The following is a 20,707-nucleotide window of genomic DNA, read 5'->3' on the forward strand; positions in this document are numbered from 1 at the left end:
GCCGGCCGCATGACGACGCCTCATACCAACGGGAGACTAGGCGATGGCGACGGTGACGGAAATCCTGCGGCGCAAGACGACGTGGCGGCTGGCGATCTGGGGCGGAGCGGCGGCCCTGCTGGCGACGCCATGGATCGCGATGCAGATCACGGACGAGGTGGTCTGGACCGGGTTCGACTTCCTGGTCTTCGGCGTCATGCTCACGATCGCCGGCGGCCTCTGCGAGATCGGCCTGCGCCTTCCAGGCGGGCTGGCCTATCGCGCGGCCGTGGCGACGACGGCGGGGACGGGCTTCCTGCTGACGTGGGCCAATCTGGCGGTCGGCTTCATCGGCGACGAGGAGAACCCGGCCAACCTGATGTACGCCGCCATCCTCGCGCTGGTTCTGCTCGGGGCGCTGGCCGTGCGGTTCCGGCCCCGCGCCATGGCGGCGCTGACCGGCGTGGCGGCGGTCGCCCAGATGGCGGCGGGGATCGTCGGCCTGGCCATCGACACGCGCGTCGTGGGGCCGACGATCGTCTTCTCCGCCCTGTGGCTGATCGCCGCCTGGCTGTTCCGCATCGCCGCCGAGACCGCGAACGGATAGGCCTGGATCGGGCCCGACGCGTGTCAGGCCGATTCGTCGAAGACCACGTCGAAGCCGCCCCACATCATCCGCTTGCCGTCGAACGGCATGTCCATGTCCTGCCAGGCGGGGTCGGATTCCATCGTGCCGAAACAGGCGTCTGCGGTGGCCTTGTCCGGCCAGATCAGCCACGAGAAGACGACGACCTCGCCGGGCTCCAGCTTCACGGCCATGGGGAAGCTGGTCAGCTTGCCGTCGGGCACGTCGTCGCCCCAGGTCTCGACATGTTTCAGAGCGCCGTATTTCCTGAACAGCGGCCAGGATTTCGCGGCGGAGGCGATGTAGCGATCCTTGTCCTCAGCCTTGACGGGGGTCAGGAAGCCGGAAGCGTAGGTCATGGCGGTGTTCCTCTCGGGTGGCTCTGCTGTGAAGGTTGTGTGGGCGTCATCTTGGCGGGACGTGCGTTCGCCGACTTGTATGAAGACGTCAGCCCGCCGCGTCGGCGGCGGCCTCGAGGGCGGCGATGTCGATCTTCTTCATCGTCATCATGGCGTCGAAGGCGGCCTTGGTGCGGGCCGGCTCAGGGTCGCGATAGAAGGCCATGAGCCGGCGAGGGGTGATCTGCCAGTTGACGCCCCAGCGGTCCTTGCACCAGCCGCACTGGCTTTCCTCGCCGCCGTTGTCGACGATGGCGTTCCACAGGCGATCGGTCTCGGCCTGATCGTCGGTGTAGATCTGGAATGAGATCGCCTCCGACTGGGGGAACATCGGCCCCCCGTTCAGGCCCATGAAGGATCGTCCGGCCAGGGTGAACTCGACCACCAGTTCGTCCCCGGCCTGGGTCGACGGATTGTCGTTGGGACTGGCGATGGTCGCGTCGATGCGGCTGTCAGGCAGGCCCAGCGACATGTAGAAGTCGGCCGCTGCGCGCGCCTGGCCGAGGTCGTACCAGATGCAGGGGGTGATCTTGTCGGGCATGCGATCGCTCCTTGTTGACGAGGTCAGGCGGGTTCAAACGCCTCTGCGCCTTGTGCGGCGGCGGCGGGGTCCATCCACATCACTTCCCAGATATGGCCGTCCGGGTCGGCGTAGCTGCGGCCGTACATGAAGCCGAAGTCCTGGGTCGGGGTCGGGTCGATCGCACCGCCGGCGGCCTGGGCCTTGGTCACGCGAGCGATGACGTCGTCGCGGCTGTCCTCCGACAGGCACAGCAGCACCTGGGCCGAGGCGTGGGCGTCCGGGATGGCGCGGTCGGTGAAGGTGCGCCACTTGTCGTGGGTCAGCAGCATGACGTGGATCACGTCCGACAGGACGATGCAGGCGGCCGTGTCGTCGGAGAACATCGGGTTCTTCACCCCGCCGACCGCTTCGTAGAAGGCGACCGAGCGGCTCAGATCAGTGACGGGCAGGTTGACGAAGATCATCTTGGGCACGGCGTTCACTCCCTTCGGGTCGTGGCGACGTTCAGGACCATAGCGTTCCTCGCCGCCTTCGGTTGCTGACATTGGCGATAAAGATTATAATAGTCAACCATGAAGTTAGAAAAACTAACCAAAGAGGCCGGAGGGCGGAGCGGCCGGCGCTATCACGACGCCTGCGGGGCGGCACACGGGCTGGACCTGGTGGGCGAGCGGTGGGCCCTGCTGGTCGTGCGCGAACTGATGTTCGGACCGCGCCGGTTCGGAGACCTGAAGGGCGATCTTTGCGGGATCTCGGCCAATGTGCTGACCCAGAGGCTGGAGGGGCTGGAGGCGGCCGGGATCGTGCGTCGCCGCAAATTGCCGCCGCCCGCCTCGGTCCAGGTCTACGAGCTGACCGGTTGGGGCTATGAGGCCCAGCCGGTGTTCGAGGTCCTCGGCCGCTGGGCCGCGCGATCGCCGCAGCATGATCCGAGCCTGCCGATCAGCGCCGTGTCGGTGATGATGTCGCTGAGGACCATGTTTGACGCGGACGCCTGGCGGGCGTCGGGCGGCGAAGAGCTCGACGTCGGCTTCGTGTTCGGCGAGCAGGCGTTTCGGGCGCGCATCGCAGACGACGAACTGAGCAATGTGCGGGTCGAGGGCGAAGCGGCGCTCGCGGATTGCGCTGTCGTGTTTGTCGGCGCGCCCGTCGCTGTGCCGCAGTTCGTCTATGGCAAGCGGCCGCTGGCGGAGATGGAGGCTGAGGGCAGCCTGGCCGTCACGGGCGATCGGGCGGCGACGGACCGGTTCCAGACCTGGTTCGGATTGCCGGAGAAGGCGGGGGCTTAGGCCAGCATATCCAGCAGCGTCCCGGTCATCTCGTCGGCCGTGCGCAGGACAGCGACGTTGGCCCGAAGTTCGGTCCTGGCGGTCATCCGCTCGACGGCTTCGCCGGCCAGGTTCGCCAGCGGATCGACCGCCGTGCGGGCGGCCGAGGCGTCCAGTCGGGCGAAGGCGGCGTTGACGCCGGAGGCGGCGCTGGAAACGGCGGAGATCGACATGGCGCCAGTGTGAGGCCGCGCGGTGAATCGGGTGTGGGGAAAGGCGGTTAATCGCGTCGCGCGATCCGAATCGACAACGCCGTTCGCCGCGCTATGGTCGAGCGGGGCGATGGGAGGGATGCGGGATGATCAGCCTGGCGCATCTGAAGACGCGGTTTGGCCAGTACGCGGCCCTGTGGCTGGGCGGGTTCCTGTTCAGCGGGGTCTGCATCCTGATCGGCATGGCCTTCGCCGACCTGATGGACGCGACGGATATGGTCCTCCCGCTGGCGCTGATCGGCGTCGGACTGGGTCTTGGCCTGGGGGTGATCCTGACCCTCGTGTCGCGTCAGACCCTGGGAACGAAGCTGGCGGTGGTGATTCTGGCGCTGCTGCTTCTCTTGCCCCTGCTCTGGGCGCCGGTGTCGGCGGCGGCGGTGATCGCCTTTTTCGCCGATCGGGCCATCGAATATTCGGGCGCCTACGCCGCGTTCCAGATCGGGGTGTCGCGCGTTCTGTTTCCGGTGGCCGAAGGGTTCGGCCAGGGCGATGTGCTGGGTTCGGTCTGGAGCGGTTTCCAGGTGGTGGCCAGCGTGGTCGGGTTCGCCTCGGCCCTGGTCAAGCTGTGGCCGTCGATCCGGCGGCTGCTGGGGCCGGAACCGGCCGAAACCTGAGAGAGCGGAGGCGTCGCGAGATCCCATGACCAGTCAGTTGCAGCCGGGCGAACGATACCAGAGCTTCGCGGCCTTCTACCCCTACTATATCCACGAGCATTCGAACCGGACGTGCCGGCGGATCCATGTGATCGGGACGGGTCTGGTGATCCTGGCGTTTGCGGCGTTCCTGCTGACGTTGAACGCCTGGTGGCTGCTGGCCATGCCGCTGATCGGCTACGGCTTCGCCTGGGTCGGGCATTTCTTCTTCGAGAAGAACCGGCCCGCGACCTTCAAATATCCGCTGTGGAGCCTGATGGGCGACTTCCGCCTGTTCTTCGAGACGGTCGGCGGCCGGCGGAAGTTCTGACCTTACTGGCTGACGCCGGCCGAGGTTTCGGCGGAGGCCATCTGAACGCCACGCACCTGGGCCGGGCGGGCTTCCCAACTGGGCGGGCAGCCGTCGAACCGACCGGCGTCGGCGATGGTCAGGGTGCGCATGTTCAGGCGCTGGGCCGGGCGCATCGAGGCCCGGCCGTGGCCGGTGTAGAGGTCGATCTTGGCGCCCTTGATCGCGCCGCCGGTGTCCGAGGCGTACCAGTAGCCGTCATGACGGGTGCCGTCGGCCAGACGCAGACCGACCGTCTCACGGATGAACAGGCGGGTGCGACGCGGGATGTGGCGCGGATCGACCGCGACGGTGCGCATGGCGATGGGACGGCAGCCCAGGGAATCGTTGCCCGTCGCCCCGCCGCCGCCCGCATGATAGAGGCGCGCCGAAGCCTGCCAGTCGGGATCGCCGCTCATCAGTTCGGACTGTTCGGTCGTGAGATCGGCCGGGGCCGCCTCCGCTTCATCCGTCGTCGCCGTGAAGGAACCGCTCCGGGCGTCGGCCGTTTCCGCATCGGACGCCTCGGCCGCGAGAACGGCGGCGTAGGCGACAGGTTCGCTGGAAGCGGACAAGGGCGCGGCGCCCAGGACGGACGCGGCGAGAGCGGCAGCGACGGCGGCGGCGCGCATGAGGCGGACTCACGGAGGCGCCGGCGGGGAGGCGTACCGGCCGAGGCTGAATGATGCGCGCCTGTGGCGACAATGTGGCGCGGCGCTGCCCGTCTCAGCAACGCCTTGATTCATCCACAGATGAGGCGCGGCGCGATGAATGCCCACGCTTTCCGCTTGGGTTCAGGCGAGGGTCAAACTATCAGTATTCGCGATCCCTGACGACTTGGACTGATCGCGATGTTGACTGTTTTCGGAGATATTCGTTCCGGCAACTGCTTGAAGGTCAAGTGGTTGCTCGACCGCCTTGGGCGAGATCACCAATGGGTCGAGACGGACATCATGTCCGGGGCGAGCCGCACCCCGGAATTCCTGGCGATCAACCCCGCCGGCCAGACGCCGACGGTGGTGCTGGAGGATGGGCGACCCCTGGCCCAGTCCAACGCCATCCTGCTGTATTTCGCCGAAGGGACGCCCTTCATTCCGACAGACGCCTATGCGCGGGCGCGGATGATGGAGTGGCTGTTCTGGGAGCAGTACAGCCATGAGCCCTATGTCGCCGTGGCGCGGTTCCAGCGGCTGTATCTCGGGAAATCCGCAGAAGAGATCGAGCCGCGCCTGATGGAGCGGGGCCGGGCGGCGCTGGAGCGTCTGGAGGACGCCCTGGCCGGTCGGGACTGGCTGGTCGGCGACGCCCCGACCGTCGCGGATCTCGCCCTTGTCGCCTATACGCGGGCGGCGCATGAGGGCGGCTTCGACCTCACGCCCCTGCCGAATCTGCGCGCCTGGATTCAGCGGGTGGAGGCGGCGTTCGCGATCGGCTAAGCGGGAGGCGTTCTTCTGCGGAGCCTGCCCATGAAACGCCTGTTCCTCGCCGCCGCCTGCGCCCTGGCCTTCGCCGCGCCCGCCGTCCAGGTCGAGGCCTGGGGCAACACCGGGCATCGCCTGATCGGCATGGCGGCGGTTCGCGCCCTGCCGGACGATCTGCCTGCCTTCCTGCGGACGCCCGAGGCGGCGGCCGAGGTCGGTGAACTGTCGCGCGAACCCGACCGCTGGAAGGGCGCGGGCCAACCCCACGATCGCGAGCGCGACACCGCCCATTTCGTCGATATGGACGACGAGGGCCGGATCATGACCGACAAGGGCATGTCGATCGACGCCCTGCCGCGGCTGAAGTCGGAATATGACGCCGCGCTGCAGGCGGCGGGCATCAGCGTGAACGACGCGGGCTACCTGCCCTACGCCATCATGGACGGCTGGCAGCAACTGGTGCGTGACTTCGCCTATATCCGCGTCCTGACCGCCCAGGCGGCGCGTGAGACCGATCCGGGCAAGAAGGCCTGGTATCTGGCCGACCTGAGGCGGCGCGAGGCCCTGACCCTGCGCGATCTCGGCGTCCTGTCCCACTATATCGGCGACGGGTCGCAGCCGCACCACACGACCATTCACTACAACGGCTGGGGCGACTATCCGAACCCGGAAGGTTTCACCAATTCGCGCCAGACTCACGGCCAGTTCGAGGGTTCGTTCGCCAGTCGCGTCGCCAGTCTCCAGGCCGTCGAGGCGGGGATGACGGCGCCCGCGCTGGACGGCTTCGACCTGCGTCGCCGAACGGCGGCCTATCTGAAGACGACCCTGGCCGAGGTCCTGCCGTTCTATCGGCTGGAGAAGGCCGGCGGTTTCCGGGATGTCGACGGGCGGCCGGATCCGCGCGGCGCGGCCTTCACCGTGGCGCGTCTGTCGGCGGGCGCCAGCGAACTGCGCGATCTGACGGTGCTGGCGTGGCGCGCCTCGGCTGGCGCCTCGATCGGCTGGCCGGCCGTCAAGGTGGCCGAGGTCGAGGCCGGGACGACCGATCCCTGGCTGTCGATGATCGGCGAGGACTGAACCCCGTCGTGAGCCAGCAGGCCGAAGCCCATCTGCGTCGGGCCCAGGCGGCCCGCGCCGCCGGGCGGGCGGCGGAGGCGGCGGAAGCCTATGAGGCCCTGCTGGAGATCCGGCCGGACCTGTCGGACAGCTGGTTCAACCTCGCCCTGATGCGGCGGGCGGCGGGTCGGCCAGAGGCGGCTCTGGACGCCTATGCGAAGGCCCTGGCGCGCCGGGTGTCCGGGCCGGAAGAGGCGCACCTGAACCGCGCCGTCATTCTGTCGGATGATCTCGGGCGTCCGCAAGATGCGGAGGCAGAACTGCTGCGCGCCCTGGCGCTTCGGCCGGACTGGGTTCCGGCCCTGCTGAACCTCGGCAACCTGCATGAGGACCGGGGGGAGCGGGACGCGGCGCGGGCGACCTACGCCCGGGCGCTGGACAGGGCCGGGCCGCAGGAAAGGGCGCTGGTCCTGGCCCGGCTCGCCAACGCCAGCCGGTTCAAGACTCCGGACGACCCCCTGATCGATCGCCTGCGGCAGGTGCTGGCCGCCTCGGTCGGGGCGACGGATCGCGCCGAGCTGGGCTTCGCGCTGGGACGGGCCCTGGATGAGGCGGGCGCCTACGACGCCGCCTTCGACGCCTATTCGGCGGCCAATGCGGAGGCGCGCCGGTCGACCGGCGCCCGCTACGACCGGGCGGCGCAGGAGGCCTTCGTGGGTCGCGCCATCGCCGCCTTCGACCGGGCCGAGACGGGAGGGGGCGGCGATCGGCCGCCGGTCTTCATCCTGGGCATGTTCCGCTCGGGATCGACCCTGGTGGAGCGCATTCTGGCGGCGCACAGCGGCGTGGTCTCCGGCGGCGAACTGGGCCTGCTGCCTGGGCTGGTGCGGCGCATGGCCGATTATCCCGAAGCGGCGGCGGCGGCCGACCCGGGGAAGCTGGAGGCCTGGCGTCAGGCCTATCTGGACGGCGTGCGGACGGCGCGGGGCGCGTCCGGTCTGGTCACCGACAAACGCCCGGACAACTTCCTGCATGTCGGCCTGATCAAGCGTCTGTTTCCCGATGCGCGGATCATTCACACGGTGCGCGACGCTCGCGACGTCTGCCTGTCGAACTTCTTCCTGCACCTCGATCCTTCGATGGCCTGGGCGATGGATCTGGAGGACGCGGCGCACTGGCTTGGACAGCATGACCGCCTGACGGCGCACTGGAAGACGCTGTATCCCGACATCCTGACGGTGCGGTACGACGATCTGGTCGGTGATTTCGAGGCCCAGGCGCGACGCATCCTCGACTATTGCGGCCTGGCTTGGGAAGCAGGCGTGTCGGATTTCCACTCCGCAGCGGGCGCGGTGCGCACGGCCAGCGTCTGGCAGGTGCGCGAACCGATCTATCAGCGGTCCGCCGGTCGATGGCGCAACTATGAAGCCCGGATCGGAAAGCTGATCGACGCGCTCGGCTGAGCTTCACCCGCCGACCCGGACGGCATAAGGGGAGGCATGGTCCCTCCTGTCGTCATCCTCGATCGCTCGCAACTGGCCGACAACATCGGCGCGGTCGCCCGCGTCATGGCCAACTTTGGTCTCGACCGGCTGCGGCTCGTCAATCCGCGTGACGGCTGGCCCCAGGATCGGGCCTGGGCCACGGCCTCGGGCGCCGACTGGGTGCTGGAGGGGGTCGAGGTGTTCGAGACGGTGGCCGCCGCTATCGCCGACCTGACCACCGTGTTCGCCACCACCGCCCGGCCTCGCGAGACGCGGCTGCCGGTCATCACCCCGCGCGAGGCGTCGGGACAGCTGTATGACGAGGCCCAGTCGGGGCGCCGGGTGGGCCTGTTGTTCGGCGGCGAGCGGGCCGGGCTGGAGACGACCGACATCGCTCTGTGCCAGGGCATCGTCACCATTCCGATCGACCCGAAACATCACAGCCTGAACCTGGCCCAGGCCGTGGCGATCAACGCCTATGAGTGGCGCACGCGCGTTCTGGATGCGCCGCCGCCTCGTTTCCGGGAAGGCGACCCACCCGCGTCCAACGACCTGCTGCTGGGCATGTATGAACATCTGGAGCGGGAGCTGACCGAGGCCGGCTTCTTCCATCCGCCCGAGAAGTTCCGCTCCATGAGCCAGAACCTGCGCGTGATGCTGGGCCGGTCCCGGCTGACCGAGCAGGAGGTGGCGACCCTGCGCGGCGTGGTCGCCGCACTGTCGCGCGGGCGTGGTCAGAGGCTGGCGAAGATGGCGGCCGAGAAGTCCGGCCAGACCTGAGCCGCAGCCCCTCTCCTTGTTGTCACGCTGAAACCCAAGGCGGAGTTCGGGGTTGAGGCTGCATGGCCCTCGATCTCGACGAACTTCTGGAAGGCGCGCCGTCCTATGGCGTCATCGACGCGAGGGACGGCTATCTGATCTACTCCCGCGCCGGCCACCAGGACGCGTTCGACAGGCTCGCCGCCGAGATCGAGGCGTCCGCAGGCGCGTTCGAGGTGATTCCGCTGCGAGAGGACGGCGATCGTTGCGACCGGCTGTTCATCGCGCCCCTGAACGAAGGAAAGTCGTTCGCGCCACGGCGTTAGGGCGAGACCGCTTCGGATGCGTTCGCACCCGAAGCGGCGTCCGCATCAGAGGTTCAACAAGGCCGGGTCGCCGCCCTGGGCGGAGATGTTGTTGCTGATGGCCTTCTCCGCGGCAAAACGGATCAGGCTGTTGGGGCCGCCCGCCTTGGGACCGGTGCCGGACAGACCCTCGCCGCCGAAGGGCTGGACGCCGACGACGGCGCCGGTGATCCCCCGGTTGATATAGACGTTCCCGGCCGGGACCAGTTCGACCACCTCGGCCGCGAAGGCCTCGATGCGGGAGTGGACGCCGAGGGTCAGGCCATAGCCGCGCGAAGCCAGCTTGCCCGCCACCGCCTTCAGGTCCCTGGGCGCATAGCGGTAGATGTGCAGGACCGGACCGAAGACCTCGCGTTCGAGGAAGTCAGGGGTCGGGATCTCGGCGATGGTCGGGGCGAAGACGTGGCCTTTCGCGCCTTCAGACACGACGGCGCGGGCGATGACCTTTGCTTCGCGCGACAGGCGCTCCACGTGGGCGTCCAGCACCGCCTTGCTCTCGGCGTCGATGACCGGGCCGATGTCGGTGGAGGGATCGGCGGGGTCGCCCACGACCTGAGCGGCGAGTGCGCCCTTCAGACCCTCGATCAGGGCGTCGGCGGAATCCTTCGGCGCATAGAGGATGCGCAGGGCCGAACAGCGCTGGCCCGCGCTTCCGAAGGCGGAGTTGATCACGTCGTCGATCACCTGTTCCTTCAGCGCCGTGGTGTCGACGAACATGCCGTTCAGACCGCCGGTCTCGGCGATGAAGGGGATGATGGCGCCGGGGCGGGCCGCGAGGCTGCGGTTGATGGCCGAGGCGGTGTCGGTGCCGCCGGTAAAGGCCACGCCGTCCACGCCCGGATGGTTGACGAGGGCCGCGCCCACCGTCTCGCCGCGTCCGGGGACGAGGGCCAGAAGGTCGGGGTGGAGGCCGGCCTTGTGATAGAGGCGCACGGCCTCGGCGGCGATCAGGGGGGTCTGTTCGGCCGGCTTGGCCAGCACCGCATTGCCCGCCGCGAGCGCCGCCGCGATCTGGCCGGTGAAGATGGCCAGGGGGAAGTTCCAGGGGCTGATGCAGGCGAAGACGCCGCGCCCGTGCAGGACCAGCTGGTTCACCTCTCCGACCGGCCCTTTCAGCGTCTCGGCGCCGCCGAACTGCTTCTCGGCAAGAACCGCGTAGTAGCGCAGGAAGTCGGCGGCCTCGCGCACCTCGGCGACGCCGTCGTTCAGGGTCTTGCCCGCCTCGCGGCTGAGCAGGGCGACCAGACGGTCCATGTCGGCCTCTAGCGCGTCGGCCATCGCCCGCAGGACGGGGGCGCGGCCGGACCCGCCGAGACGATCCCAGCGGATCTGGGCCATGGCGGCCTTGTCGGCGGCGGCCTCGATGTCGGCGGGCGTCGCCTCGGACACATGGCCCAGGACGCGGCCGTCGAACGGGCTGAGCACGTCCTGCGGATTGGTCCCGGCCTTCAGGGCGCCGCCGATGATGGGGCCGGAGGCGAAGCGTTCGCGATCGACCTTCTCCAGGGCCTCGGCGTGGCGGGCGCGGTCGGCGGCCTGGGAATAGTCCCGGCCCATAGAGTTCTGGCGGTCCATGTACATGTCCTTGGGCGTGGGGATCTTGGCGTGGCGGTCGGGGTGAGCCTCGACGGCCGAGATGGGGTCGCCGGCGACGGCGGAGGCCGGCACCCGCTCGTCGAGCAGGGCGTGGACGAACGAGGAGTTGGCGCCGTTCTCCAGCAGGCGGCGCACCAGATAGGGCAGCAGTTCCTCATGTCCGCCGACCGGAGCATAGGCGCGGACGGTCAGCGATCCCGTATCTGGGCCGAACTGGTCGCGGGCGGCGTCATAGAGGGCCTCGCCCATGCCGTGCAGGCGCTGGAACTCGATCTTCACGCCCGCATCCCGCGCCATCCGGTGCACGGCCGCCAGGGAGTGGGCGTTGTGGGTGGCGAACTGGGCGTAGAGGTCCGGCGCGGCGTCGATCATGGCGCGGGCGCAGACGAGGTAGTTCAGGTCGGTCGCGGCCTTGGTGGTGAAGACCGGATAGTCCTCGCGGCCCCCGACCTGTGCGCGCTTGATCTCGGTGTCCCAATAGGCGCCCTTGACCAGACGCACCATCAGGCGGCGATGGGCGCGGCGGGCCAGGTCGGCGACGCGGGTGATGACCTCGTGGCCGCGCTTCTGATAGGCCTGAACCGCCAGGCCCAGACCGGTCCAGTCGCGCAGGTCCGGCTCATGCGCCAGCCGGTCCAGCAGCTTGAGCGACAGGGCCAGGCGGTCGGCCTCCTCGGCGTCGATGGTGAAGTTGATGTCGTGGCGTGCGGCGATCAGGGCCAGACGCAGGATGCGCGGATAGAGTTCGTCCCAGACGCGGGCCTCATGCGTGGCCTCATAGCGTGGGCAGAGCGCCGAGAGCTTGACCGAAACGCCGTGGCCGACCTCGGGCCCCTGTCCTTTCGCCGTCCGGCCGACGGCTTCGATGGCCTCGGCGTAGATATGCTCATAGCGTTCGGCGTCTTCGGCGGTGCGGGCGCCCTCGCCCAGCATGTCGAAGCTGCACAGCCAGCCCTCGCGGTCGGCCCGTTTCAGGGCCGCGCCGATGGTGCGGCCGACCACGAACTGTTCGCCCATGATCTTGACCGCCGTGGCCACGGCCTGACGGATGACGGGCTCGCCCAGACGTCCGGCGATCCGCTTCAGGAAGCCGGGCAGGTCGGTCTTGGCCTCTTCATCGGCGTCGACCAGCTTGCCGGTCAGCATCAGGCCCCAGGTCGAGGCGTTGACGAACAGGCTGTCGGAATTGCCGAGGTGAGAGGCCCAGTCGGCCGAGCCGATCTTTTCGGCGATCAACCGGTCGCGGGTGTCCTCGTCGGGCGTGCGCAGCAGGGCCTCGGCCAGACACATCAGGGCCAGACCCTCGCGGGTGCCGAGCGAGAATTCCTGCAGGAAGCTTTCGACGACGCCCTGTTTCTTCTGGCTGCGGCGGGCGTGTTCGACCAGTTCGACGGCCTCGGCCACCACGGCGGCGCGCCCTGCGGCGTCGAAGGGGATGCGGGACAGGTTGGCGGCCACGGCCTGACGCTCGTCGGCGAACTTGCCGGCGTCGAGCGTATCCCAGTGGGCGTAGGGGCCGGCGTCGAAGCTTTTTGGGTCGAAAGTCGAGGACGTCATATGCGGCGAACCTGTGAAAGCGACTTCTATGATCGGCGTCGTATAGGAGCGGTCTGGCCGAAGGTGCTTTGTATGATGTATCCCTGAGGCGAAGATCGTTCGGTGAAAGGCCGTCTGTTCCGATGATCGAAATCGACGCCACCGACCGGCGCATCCTGCGGGTGTTGCAGGAAGACGCCCGCATATCCAACGCCGAACTGGCCCGTCGGTGCAACCTGTCTCCGGCCGCCTGTTTCGAACGGGTGAGGCGTCTCAGGGATAAGAGCGTCATCACCGGTTATGCGGCGATGGTCGACCCGGCCCTCGTCGGACGGGACCTGCTGATCTTCGTCGAGGTCCTGCTGGACCGGACGACCGGCGATGTCTTCGAGGCCTTCGCCACGGCCGTGCGCCGCCAGCCCGAGGTGCTGGAATGCCATATGGTGGCGGGCGGGTTCGACTATCTGATCAAGGCCCGCGTCGGCGACATGGACGCCTATCGCGCCTTCCTGGGGGATGTTCTGGTTCGGATGCCGGGCGTGCGCGAGACCCGGACCTATGCGGTTCTCGAAGAGGTGAAGTCGACGACGGTGTTGCCGCTTTAGACTTCGCAATCCGGCGTGACTCGATCGGAGGAAACGACCTTGCGTCAGTTGATCATCTGTTTCGTCGCTGTTCTGGCCACGGGGTGCGTCGCGCCGTCTGAAAGGCCGGCGCACGAGACCTTCCTGTTTGACGGCAACCTGGTGTCGATTGCTGGTCAATCCAGCACCGCGAGTATCCGTGTCGAAATCACGGGGCAGGAGGGGGATGCCCGGCCTGTCGCCTACGCAATCACGAGCGGTTGCAGGCTGTCCGGAATTTCAATGGACGGGACGCATTTCAACGGCAGTGAACGACTGTCCCGATGTTCGCTGGTCGAGGTGGAGACCCTCGCACGGCTCGAAGCCATGCTGTCCGGCCCGTCTGAGATGAACCTTTCCATCGACGCAGCAGAGCTTGTCACTCCCGGAGGAAGTATCCGGTTCGAGCGGGTCACGTAGGAGGAATCCTCCGTCTCGCCAACGTCATCGCGACGCGCTAGACCGTTGCGTCCGATCAACGGCGGAGCCTCCCGGCCCAAATGCGCATCGTTCTGGCCACCGACGCCTGGGAGCCCCAGGTCAACGGCGTCGTCCGCACCCTGACCCGGATCGTGGCCGAATGTCGGGCCATGGGTCACGAGGTCGAGGTCATCGAACCCAGCCAGTTCAAGACCATTCCGTGCCCGACCTATCCCGAGATTCGCCTGGCGCTGGGCGCGGAGGAAGAAATCCGCGAGATGCTGCGGGCGTTCGAGCCGGAGGCGGTGCACATCGCCACCGAGGGGCCGATCGGCATCGCCATGCGGCGCATCTGCGTGGAGTGGAAGCTGCCGTTCACCACCAGCTATCACACCAAATTCCCGGAATATGTCTCGGCCCGGTTCCCGATTCCGGTCCAGGTCGGTTACGCCTATATGAAGTGGTTTCACAAGCCGTCCGGGCGGCTGATGGTGGCGACCCCGACCCTCCGCGACGAGCTTGTCGAGCACGGGTTCAAGAACGTCTCGCCCTGGTCGCGCGGCGTGGACACCGAACAGTTCAATCCGGACCTGGCGCGCATCTATGACGAGCTGGGCGGCAAGGACTGGCCTAGGCCCTTCTTCCTCAACGTCGGCCGGGTGGCGGTCGAGAAGAACATCGAGGCCTTCCTCGAAACCGACCTGCCCGGAACCAAGATCATCGTCGGCGACGGCCCCGCCCGCGCCGATCTGGAGGCCCGCTATCCCGGGGCGAAATTCCTCGGCGCGAAATTCGGCGAGGAGCTGGCGCGGTGCTTCCGCGACGCCGACGTCTTCGTCTTCCCCAGCTGGACCGACACCTTCGGCCTGGTGATCCTGGAGGCCATGGCGGCGGGCACGCCGGTCGCCGCCTTCCCGGCGCACGGGCCGATCGACATCATTCCGGGATCGAACGCCGGGGCGATCGACGACGATCTGAAGACGGCCTGCCTCACGGCGCTGGAGTGCGATCGCGGCGCGGTGCGCGCCTATGCCGAGAAGTTCAGCTGGCGCGCGTCGGCCGAACAGTTCGTCCAGAACCTGACGCCCCAGCCCGAGCCCGAGCGGGTGCGGTTCTGGCGTCGGCTGCGTCGCATCGCCCGTCTGCGGCGCCGCGCGGCGGCCTGACGACGATCAACGTCCGGCGCCGCTCAGCGCGCCGGGATAGGCTCTCCATCCAGGTTGACGAATACCAGCCCGCCGGATTTCGGCGTCTCGACCGGCGTTTCATCGGCGCCCGGATTGCGATGGCCGGGCTTGGGCGCGCCATAGAAGATATGGGCCCCGATGCGTCGGACCTGCTCCAGCCTTTGACCCCAGGTCGGACGCACATAGTGGGCGTGGTAGTTCACCGAACTGCCCGGCAGGCTGACGCTCGACCGGCCTTCGTACACCTCGCGCGCGATCCGTTCGGCCCGCGCCCAGGCGGTCATATTGACCCGGCCCCGGCCGATCGAACCGTCGCAGGTGAAGGTGAACTGACAGGTCCGGCTGTTGCGCTGATAGACCACCTGACAGACGTCGCGCGGATAGCGGCCCGAACGCGACCGGTTCATCACCACGGCGGCGACGGCGGCCTGGCCCTCTTCGCTTTCGCTGCGCGCCTCGTAGTAGATGGCCTGGGTCAGGCATTCGACCGGATTGTTCGGCACGACCGGCGGCGTCTTCAGGTCCAGGCGAGGGCGGGTCAGGCTGCCCAGGTTGAAGCCGGACGTCCTTTGCGGCGGAGGCGCGAAACGCGGCGCGGCCTCGCCGCCCCAGGTCAGGCCTGCCACCGTCGGGCCGGCGGCCGGGCCCGCAGCGGCGGGCGGCGTGGCCTGGCGCGATCGCGGCCTAGCGGCGGGGCGGGGCGCGGCGCGGTCTCGCGTGGCGGCGGCGACCGGACGGGGCCGGGCGTCGGACAGTCGGCGGAAGCGCCCGTCCTTCACCATGGCCTGCAGGCGACGATCAAGCTCCGCCCGGCGTTCCGCATCTGTCGGGGCGGCGGACCGGGCGGCGATGGGCGAAACGGTCGGTGCGGCGCGCGGCGCGGGATCGGCCCAGGCGAGCGGCGTCAGGACCGCCGCAGCGGCCGCCACGGCGATCCCGCCGGCAGCGATGACAGGAAGGGCGACGCGCATCCCGGATCCCCGAAAACTCGTGAAAGGCCATACCAGACCGCCCCCTGAAGCGCCAAGCGCGGCCGTGTCGGGCCCGACGCGCGATTGCGGGGCGCGATCCCGACGACTATGCAGACGCCATGGACCGACGCCCCCGCCGGCACGGCTTTTCCCTGATCGAGGCCCTGGTCGTCCTCGCCATCAGCGGCATGGCCCTGGCGATCATCTTCTCGATCGGCGTGAACGCCGGCGACGCCGGCTTCGCGCTCGGCCGCCGCGCCCTGTCCGCGGCGGACCAGGACGTGGCCGTCAGCGATCTCCGCAGTCTGTTCCGCAGCGTGCTGGTCCGACCGGCGCGGGCGTTCCAGGACGGCGTGGACCGCCCGATGATCGGCACGCCGGAGCGGTTCGAGGCCGACGCCGTCGCCGAACGCGCGACCCAGTGCGCCCCGATTGGCTGGTCCGGGCGGCTGGTTCTGACCATCGTCCGGCGCGGTCAGGAGCGCGTGCTGGTCTGCGAGGCCGGCGCACGCCGGACCGAACTACTGGTCAGTCGCGCGCCCGGCGCGGCCCTCAGCTATTCACGCGACGGACGGACGTGGACGCGCAGCTTCACCGACGCGCCTCCGTCCGACGCCGGGTCACGCCCCTTGCTCAGCGAGGTCGTCTATGTGCGCTTCCAGGGCGGCCCCGGCCTGGATGTCGTCGATCGCGCCGTGTCGGGACGGCCCGAAAGCTGGATTCGTCCCCTTGTCGAATTCTGAGCCCGTGGCCGTCGTCAGTCTTCCGCGCCCCGGCTTCGCCCTGCCGGCGGTTCTGGCCGTCACGGGCATGGTCACCCTCATCTTCATCGTGGCCATGACGGCGCTGCAGAGCCTGAACGCCGAGGCCGCCTCGGCGCGGTCGCGGGTGCGGTTCATGCAGAGGGCCCTGACGGTGGAGGCCAATCTTTCCTACATGCTGACCACTGAGCCCTTCTCGTCGCGCGGCCTGCTGATCGGCGCCCCCCGCACCCAGGACCCCATGCAGGCGTTTCTGGAGGGCGAGGAACCGGAGGCCAGCCGACCTACCGGCGAAGTGCGGCTGGACGGTCGACCCTATCTGGTCGAGGCGGACGGCGCGATGCTGGTGCGTCTGCAGGATCAGGCGGGTCTGGTCAATCTGGCCTATCTGACCCCGGAACAGGGGGACCGGCTTCTGGCGCGGGTCGGCGCCGACCCCGCGTTCGCGCGGGTGATGCGGCAGCGCGTGGCCGACTATGTCGATGCGGACGCCCTCAGCCGTCCCGGCGGCGCCGAGGCCGAAGACTATCCGGCCGGCGCCGCGCCGCCCAATCGCCAGTTCGTGCGCCCCGATGAATGGCTGTCGGTTCTGGGGGCCCGCGACGCCGTCGATCCGCGTCGCTGGCGGGATCTGCGCGACAGTCTGGTGGTGGACCACACCCTCGACCGGATGAACGTCAACACGGCCTCGGCCGCCGCCATGGAGGTGCTGTTCGGCGTCCGGCCGGATCAGGCGCGAATCGCTGTGGAGCGACGGGAGACGGCGCCCTATCTGTCGTATGAAGCGTTCGCCTCCATCGCCGGCGCCGCCGATCAGGGGCGACCCGATGCGGTCTACACCTTTCCCGGCGGCAAGGTGGTGTTGATCCTGCGCGACGGCGTTTCGCCCTGGATCTATCGCGCGCGCGTGTCGCTGACGCCGAGCGGCCTGGAGCGTCCGCTGTGGATCGACCAGACGGATATGCTAGAAGCGCCTCGCAGACAGGCCGCAGACACCCGAAATGTCCCTCGACTTCCTTACGCCCCGCGTTGAGCGGCTGTCCGCCGCCGGCGCGTGGACGGTGGAGCACGCCGGCGGCGCGCTCGGCCGGTTCCGGTCGCCCGTCGTCCTTCTGGCGCGGGAGCTGACCGCCTTCTCCCGCTTTCCGGCCGCCCATCTGCCGCGCAGCCGTCGCCGCCAGGCCGCCCGGCTGCACGCCCGGGCCGCCGCGCCCTACGCCGAGGCGGCGTCCCTGCTGACGCCGTCGGGGCCGGACATCGACGTCTGGTGGTGGGACGCGGACCGCGTCTCGGCCCAGGTCCAGGCCCGCTTTCCCGGTGTTCGCGCGGCCCTGCGTCCGGAAACCCTGGCCCAGCCGGCCGGTGACGGATGGCGGATCGTCGCCCTCGCCGACGGCTATGAGGCCCAGGCCTGGCGCGAAGGTCGGCTGATCGCCTCCAGCTGGCGCCGGGATCGTTTCGACGCTTCGGCCTGGAACGCCTTCGCAAGGGCGCAGCGCGACATGGAGGACGCGCCCGTCGCGCCGCCCCCGCCCCAGCGCCTGCCCATCGACTGGGACGGCCCGGCGTTCGCGTTTTCCACGGCGGACGTCACCCGCGAACAGGTGATCGGCGCCCTGGGCGGCGGCCTGGCCCTGGTGGCTGTGGCGATCGCCCTGTTCCTGACCGGCCAGGGGCTGCGGCTCAAGGCCGACGCCGAGGAGATGGAGGCCGAGACCGTCGAGATCGCGGCGACCACGCCGGGCGGCGCTACCCTGGCGGACCTGGAAGGCGACCGCCGCATCCTGGCCGCCTATCGCCAGATCGAGGAACGCACCAGCCCTCTCAGCGCCGCCGGCGCCGCCATCGGCGTTGCGACGCTGCATGACCTTTCCCCCATCGGTCTGGAGGCGACGGAGGAGGGGCTGCGTCTGACGCTGCCCTATTCAGCCCTGTCTTCCGCGGATCTGGTGATCGCCGACCTGGTCGAGTCCGGCTATTTCCACGATGTCCGGCCGCGCACTGACGCCCAGAGCCAGACCCTGGCCATCGAGATGAAGGTGCGTGAGGCCGCTCCGCCGCTCGGCGCGGCCGGCGGCTGAGGCGTTCAGGTCGCAGGCGCGGGGCGCGTGTCGGTCGCGGCCTGTCGCAGGAACCGGCAGTCGCCGCCCGACGTCCGCAGCGTCATCACCACCTGATCATCCTTGACCAGATTGGCCGTCGTCGCGCCGCAGACGCCGCCGCCCGCAATATCCAGCGCCGGGGCCAGGGTGTATCGCCAGGGCGCGCGCAGCAGGATGCGTCGGGGATCCGCGGCGCCGGACGTCTCCCCGGTCAGAGTCGCCGTCGTGATCGGTCGCGCGAAACCCGCATCCGAGGCTGACGACGCCGGCGCCTCCGGGCCTGGACCCGGGTCGATTAGCTGCAACGGCAGGCCCGTGCGGTTGGCTTCGCGCCTCAGATCGTAGACGCCGCGCTGAAACTCGAAGAACACGGCGTGGGCGGCCGTCTGGTCCATCATCCGCGAGGTGCTGGGCATGACCACGGCGACGGCCAGGGCCATGATCGCCAGCACCACGAGAATCTCGATCAGCGAATAGCCGGCGCGCCGCGCCTCCAGAGCCCGGCGTCCGGCCGCCGGATCAGCTGCGGTCCGAGGAGACGTCGGCATTGATGCCCGATCCGCCGGGCTGACCGTCGGCGCCGTAGCTGATGACCCGGGCCCGGCCTTCCGGCGCGCCGGGCGTGCCGTCGGCCGCGGCGGACGGGGCCATGTAGACGTAAGGCCGCGCCCACGGATCGGCCGGCAGGGCCTTGTCCAGATAGGGGCCGGACCAGCCGGCCGTCGTCTGCGGATCGGCCTGCATCAGCAGGTTCAGCCCTTCCTGTTCGGTCGGCAGGCGGCCGATGTCGAGCCGCATCGTCTCCAGCGCGCTTTCCAGCGCGCCGATCTGCAGCCGGGCGGTTTGCGCCTTGGAGCGGTCCAGCTGGGCGAACAGGCGTGGCCCGACGACCGAGGCGATCAGGGCGATGATGGCCAGAACGACCAGGATCTCCAGCAGGCTGTAGCCTTCCCGGCGCCCGGCGCGGTCGTCCCGGCGAGACTTCGGACGCTGGATCAGACGGGTCGAAACGCGCACTTGCTTGATTCCATGACCTGTTGTGGCGAGCGGACGGCTGCTATAACGCACGGCCTTGCGCCCGTCGACGTGAAACGACCTGAGCGCGGCCTAGCGACGGGACGGTTCTTGCGCGAAGTTCTTGCCGGATTCAGGGCGACCGCCCGCCAGCGGACGCAGGCGGTGGTCGCGCGGCTGGCGCGCACGACGCCGCGCGAACGCGTGCTGCTGGCCGTCCTCGTGCTCGGCGCTCTGGTGTACGCCCCCATCGCCGCTTCTGACTGGCGCACCCGTCAGGAGGACCGTTATGTCGCCGCCCTGACCGACCGGGCCTCGGCCGAGCTCGCCGCAGCGGCCGCCCGACGCATCCGCGCGGTCACGGCGGACCAGGCGGCGCTGGAGGACATGCGGACCTGGGGCTTCGAGGCCCTGAACGCGCCGATCGCGGCGGTCGAGATCGAACAACGCCTGTTGCGTGAGGCCGAACGGGCCGGACTGACGGCCTTCGTCATCTCCATGGATTCCGAGCCCGAGGCCGAAGGGCCGACGCAGTGGATGGAAGCCGAGGTCGAGGCCGACCTGCGCTGGACCCCGACCTTCGCCTTCATCGATGCGGTCGCGGCTTGGCCTGAGGGCTTCCGGGTCACCCGTTTCGCCTATGACGTCGGCACGGTCTCCTACGCCCAGCAGCTGGCCGGAGCCACGGCGCCGTCCGGCAAGCTTCGCCTGGGCCTGGCCTTCCCGGTGAGGCTGGCGGAGATCGCCGTCGCTCCTGCGCCGGGCACGGCCGCGGCGGGCGCTTCGGGCGAAGGCGACTTCGATGTGGGTGCGCCATGACCCGCTGGTTGCCCGTCCTCGCCGGTCTGGTGCTGACGATCGCCTTGCTGTGGGGCTGGCTGTCTCCCGGTCGGCCCGAGGCGCCGCCCGCCGTGACGCGAGGCGCCGGTGGCGGGGCGAGCGACGCTGTGCTGCGTCCCGGCGAGACAGCCGCCGCCGCCATCCGCTTCCTCAGAACTCTGAGAGCAGATCCGCCGCCTCCGCCGCCGCCGCCGCCCCCTCCGCCCCCTCCGCCGCCGCCACCGCCGCCTCCGCCGCCCGATGTGGCCGTCGTTTTCCGCCAGGCCCTGGTGGGCGTGCGCCGCGATCCGCAGACCGGCGCGTTCGGCGCCCTGGTCCGGGATTCGACCGGCGGGCCGCAAATACGCCGCATGGCCGTCGGAGACCGGTTCGGAGACGGCTGGCGGATTCGGGAGGTGTCCCAGTTCTCCGTGGTTCTGGAAAATGGACGCGAAACGCGGGTGATCCGGGTGTTCGGCTAGACCCGGAACGGAGTCCCGGCCGGGTTGGACGGCGTCCATCCCGACCGGTTTCGCTCTGGGTAAGC

General features: G+C 69.3%; 26 protein-coding genes. 17 read left to right on the top strand and 9 right to left on the bottom strand.

Translation table 11 applies throughout. The annotated features are described in order from the left end of the window. Positions 1-43 precede the first annotated feature (43 nt). Positions 44-586, top strand: a complete 543-nt coding sequence (locus ACO2Q1_RS09010) for a hypothetical protein (RefSeq protein ID WP_423329168.1) — start codon at positions 44-46, stop codon at positions 584-586. A gap of 23 nt (positions 587-609) precedes the next feature. Here ACO2Q1_RS09010 and ACO2Q1_RS09015 read toward each other — a convergent pair whose 3' ends face one another. The 3 genes from ACO2Q1_RS09015 to ACO2Q1_RS09025 all read right to left on the bottom strand — a co-directional run bounded on the left by ACO2Q1_RS09015 (position 610) and on the right by ACO2Q1_RS09025 (position 2,070). Beyond that, entirely contained in the window at positions 610-963 is a 354-nt protein-coding gene (locus ACO2Q1_RS09015; RefSeq protein WP_423329169.1) for a DUF1428 domain-containing protein, read from the bottom strand. Between the two features lie 88 nt (positions 964-1,051). Then, on the bottom strand, positions 1,052-1,543 hold the full coding sequence (locus ACO2Q1_RS09020) for a VOC family protein (RefSeq protein ID WP_423329170.1): 492 nt from the start codon (positions 1,541-1,543) through the stop codon (positions 1,052-1,054). Positions 1,544-1,566: 23 nt separating this feature from the next. Beyond that, positions 1,567-2,070 carry a VOC family protein gene (locus ACO2Q1_RS09025; protein WP_423329171.1) on the bottom strand — a complete coding sequence of 168 codons (504 nt, stop codon included), beginning with the start codon at positions 2,068-2,070 and terminating at the stop codon, positions 1,567-1,569. Positions 2,071-2,097: 27 nt separating this feature from the next. On the opposite strand from ACO2Q1_RS09025, the gene ACO2Q1_RS09030 reads away from it, so the two are divergent. Then, positions 2,098-2,814, top strand: a complete 717-nt coding sequence (locus ACO2Q1_RS09030) for a winged helix-turn-helix transcriptional regulator (RefSeq protein ID WP_423329172.1) — start codon at positions 2,098-2,100, stop codon at positions 2,812-2,814. Here ACO2Q1_RS09030 and ACO2Q1_RS09035 read toward each other — a convergent pair. After that, positions 2,811-3,026, bottom strand: a complete 216-nt coding sequence (locus tag ACO2Q1_RS09035; protein ID WP_423329173.1) for a flagellar hook protein FlgE — start codon at positions 3,024-3,026, stop codon at positions 2,811-2,813. The genes ACO2Q1_RS09030 and ACO2Q1_RS09035 overlap by 4 nt on opposite strands. Positions 3,027-3,151: 125 nt before the next feature. Between ACO2Q1_RS09035 and ACO2Q1_RS09040 the strand changes: the two genes are divergently transcribed. Together ACO2Q1_RS09040 and ACO2Q1_RS09045 are read left to right on the top strand one after the other, a co-directional pair. Continuing rightward, the gene (locus ACO2Q1_RS09040) at positions 3,152-3,679 is read left to right on the top strand and encodes a hypothetical protein (RefSeq protein WP_423329174.1); all 528 of its coding nucleotides are present in this window, start codon (positions 3,152-3,154) and stop codon (positions 3,677-3,679) included. Between the two features lie 25 nt (positions 3,680-3,704). Then, positions 3,705-4,028 carry an Mpo1-like protein gene (locus ACO2Q1_RS09045; protein WP_423329175.1) on the top strand — a complete coding sequence of 108 codons (324 nt, stop codon included), beginning with the start codon at positions 3,705-3,707 and terminating at the stop codon, positions 4,026-4,028. A gap of 2 nt (positions 4,029-4,030) precedes the next feature. Here ACO2Q1_RS09045 and ACO2Q1_RS09050 read toward each other — a convergent pair whose 3' ends face one another. Continuing rightward, on the bottom strand, positions 4,031-4,678 hold the full coding sequence (locus tag ACO2Q1_RS09050; RefSeq protein ID WP_423329176.1) for a 3D domain-containing protein: 648 nt from the start codon (positions 4,676-4,678) through the stop codon (positions 4,031-4,033). Between the two features lie 219 nt (positions 4,679-4,897). Here ACO2Q1_RS09050 and ACO2Q1_RS09055 point away from each other — a divergent pair, with 219 nt between their 5' ends. From ACO2Q1_RS09055 to ACO2Q1_RS09075, 5 genes are all read left to right on the top strand, one after another. After that, complete coding sequence (locus ACO2Q1_RS09055) at positions 4,898-5,482, top strand: glutathione S-transferase family protein (protein WP_423329177.1); 585 nt, start codon at positions 4,898-4,900, stop codon at positions 5,480-5,482. 30 nt (positions 5,483-5,512) lie between these two features. Then, on the top strand, positions 5,513-6,544 hold the full coding sequence (locus ACO2Q1_RS09060) for a S1/P1 Nuclease (RefSeq protein ID WP_423329178.1): 1,032 nt from the start codon (positions 5,513-5,515) through the stop codon (positions 6,542-6,544). Between the two features lie 8 nt (positions 6,545-6,552). Beyond that, positions 6,553-7,986, top strand: coding sequence for a sulfotransferase (locus ACO2Q1_RS09065; RefSeq protein ID WP_423329179.1), 1,434 nt, complete (start codon positions 6,553-6,555; stop codon positions 7,984-7,986). A gap of 36 nt (positions 7,987-8,022) precedes the next feature. Beyond that, a complete protein-coding gene (locus ACO2Q1_RS09070; RefSeq protein ID WP_423329180.1) occupies positions 8,023-8,787 on the top strand; it encodes an RNA methyltransferase in 765 nt (254 codons plus the stop codon). Positions 8,788-8,849: 62 nt separating this feature from the next. Then, on the top strand, positions 8,850-9,092 hold the full coding sequence (locus ACO2Q1_RS09075) for a hypothetical protein (protein ID WP_423329181.1): 243 nt from the start codon (positions 8,850-8,852) through the stop codon (positions 9,090-9,092). Positions 9,093-9,137: 45 nt separating this feature from the next. Here the strand turns inward: ACO2Q1_RS09075 and putA are convergent, their stop codons facing one another. Beyond that, complete coding sequence (gene putA, locus ACO2Q1_RS09080; protein ID WP_423329182.1) at positions 9,138-12,284, bottom strand: bifunctional proline dehydrogenase/L-glutamate gamma-semialdehyde dehydrogenase PutA; 3,147 nt, start codon at positions 12,282-12,284, stop codon at positions 9,138-9,140. A gap of 122 nt (positions 12,285-12,406) precedes the next feature. Here putA and ACO2Q1_RS09085 point away from each other — a divergent pair, with 122 nt between their 5' ends. From ACO2Q1_RS09085 to ACO2Q1_RS09095, 3 genes are all read left to right on the top strand, one after another. After that, positions 12,407-12,868, top strand: a complete 462-nt coding sequence (locus tag ACO2Q1_RS09085; protein ID WP_423329183.1) for an Lrp/AsnC ligand binding domain-containing protein — start codon at positions 12,407-12,409, stop codon at positions 12,866-12,868. A gap of 39 nt (positions 12,869-12,907) precedes the next feature. Next, the gene (locus tag ACO2Q1_RS09090) at positions 12,908-13,306 is read left to right on the top strand and encodes a hypothetical protein (RefSeq protein WP_423329184.1); all 399 of its coding nucleotides are present in this window, start codon (positions 12,908-12,910) and stop codon (positions 13,304-13,306) included. An 80-nt stretch (positions 13,307-13,386) separates the two neighbouring features. Continuing rightward, on the top strand, positions 13,387-14,472 hold the full coding sequence (locus ACO2Q1_RS09095; RefSeq protein ID WP_423329185.1) for a glycosyltransferase family 4 protein: 1,086 nt from the start codon (positions 13,387-13,389) through the stop codon (positions 14,470-14,472). Between the two features lie 23 nt (positions 14,473-14,495). On the opposite strand, the gene ACO2Q1_RS09100 is transcribed toward ACO2Q1_RS09095, so the two are convergent. After that, positions 14,496-15,464, bottom strand: a complete 969-nt coding sequence (locus ACO2Q1_RS09100; RefSeq protein ID WP_423329186.1) for a cell wall hydrolase — start codon at positions 15,462-15,464, stop codon at positions 14,496-14,498. A 119-nt stretch (positions 15,465-15,583) separates the two neighbouring features. Here ACO2Q1_RS09100 and ACO2Q1_RS09105 point away from each other — a divergent pair, with 119 nt between their 5' ends. Genes ACO2Q1_RS09105 through ACO2Q1_RS09115 form a run of 3 tightly spaced genes read left to right on the top strand, consistent with a single transcriptional unit; the run spans position 15,584 to position 18,306 of the window. Continuing rightward, complete coding sequence (locus ACO2Q1_RS09105) at positions 15,584-16,207, top strand: type II secretion system protein (protein ID WP_423329187.1); 624 nt, start codon at positions 15,584-15,586, stop codon at positions 16,205-16,207. Next, positions 16,194-17,258 carry a general secretion pathway protein GspK gene (locus ACO2Q1_RS09110; RefSeq protein WP_423329188.1) on the top strand — a complete coding sequence of 355 codons (1,065 nt, stop codon included), beginning with the start codon at positions 16,194-16,196 and terminating at the stop codon, positions 17,256-17,258. The genes ACO2Q1_RS09105 and ACO2Q1_RS09110 overlap by 14 nt, the downstream gene beginning before the upstream one ends. After that, positions 17,227-18,306, top strand: coding sequence for a hypothetical protein (locus tag ACO2Q1_RS09115; RefSeq protein ID WP_423329189.1), 1,080 nt, complete (start codon positions 17,227-17,229; stop codon positions 18,304-18,306). The genes ACO2Q1_RS09110 and ACO2Q1_RS09115 overlap by 32 nt, the downstream gene beginning before the upstream one ends. A gap of 5 nt (positions 18,307-18,311) precedes the next feature. Here ACO2Q1_RS09115 and ACO2Q1_RS09120 read toward each other — a convergent pair whose 3' ends face one another. Together ACO2Q1_RS09120 and gspG are read right to left on the bottom strand one after the other, a co-directional pair. Then, positions 18,312-18,875, bottom strand: a complete 564-nt coding sequence (locus ACO2Q1_RS09120) for a pilus assembly FimT family protein (RefSeq protein WP_423329190.1) — start codon at positions 18,873-18,875, stop codon at positions 18,312-18,314. Further along, positions 18,847-19,344, bottom strand: a complete 498-nt coding sequence (gene gspG / locus ACO2Q1_RS09125; protein WP_423329191.1) for a type II secretion system major pseudopilin GspG — start codon at positions 19,342-19,344, stop codon at positions 18,847-18,849. The genes ACO2Q1_RS09120 and gspG overlap by 29 nt, the downstream gene beginning before the upstream one ends. A gap of 108 nt (positions 19,345-19,452) precedes the next feature. Here gspG and ACO2Q1_RS09130 point away from each other — a divergent pair, with 108 nt between their 5' ends. Both ACO2Q1_RS09130 and ACO2Q1_RS09135 read left to right on the top strand, forming a co-directional pair. Then, positions 19,453-20,160 carry a hypothetical protein gene (locus tag ACO2Q1_RS09130; protein ID WP_423329192.1) on the top strand — a complete coding sequence of 236 codons (708 nt, stop codon included), beginning with the start codon at positions 19,453-19,455 and terminating at the stop codon, positions 20,158-20,160. Next, positions 20,157-20,642 carry a hypothetical protein gene (locus ACO2Q1_RS09135; RefSeq protein WP_423329193.1) on the top strand — a complete coding sequence of 162 codons (486 nt, stop codon included), beginning with the start codon at positions 20,157-20,159 and terminating at the stop codon, positions 20,640-20,642. The genes ACO2Q1_RS09130 and ACO2Q1_RS09135 overlap by 4 nt, the downstream gene beginning before the upstream one ends. Positions 20,643-20,707 lie beyond the last annotated feature (65 nt).

The sequence above is a fragment of the Brevundimonas sp. VNH65 genome, assembly GCF_049445955.1.
Lineage (GTDB): Bacteria > Pseudomonadota > Alphaproteobacteria > Caulobacterales > Caulobacteraceae > Brevundimonas.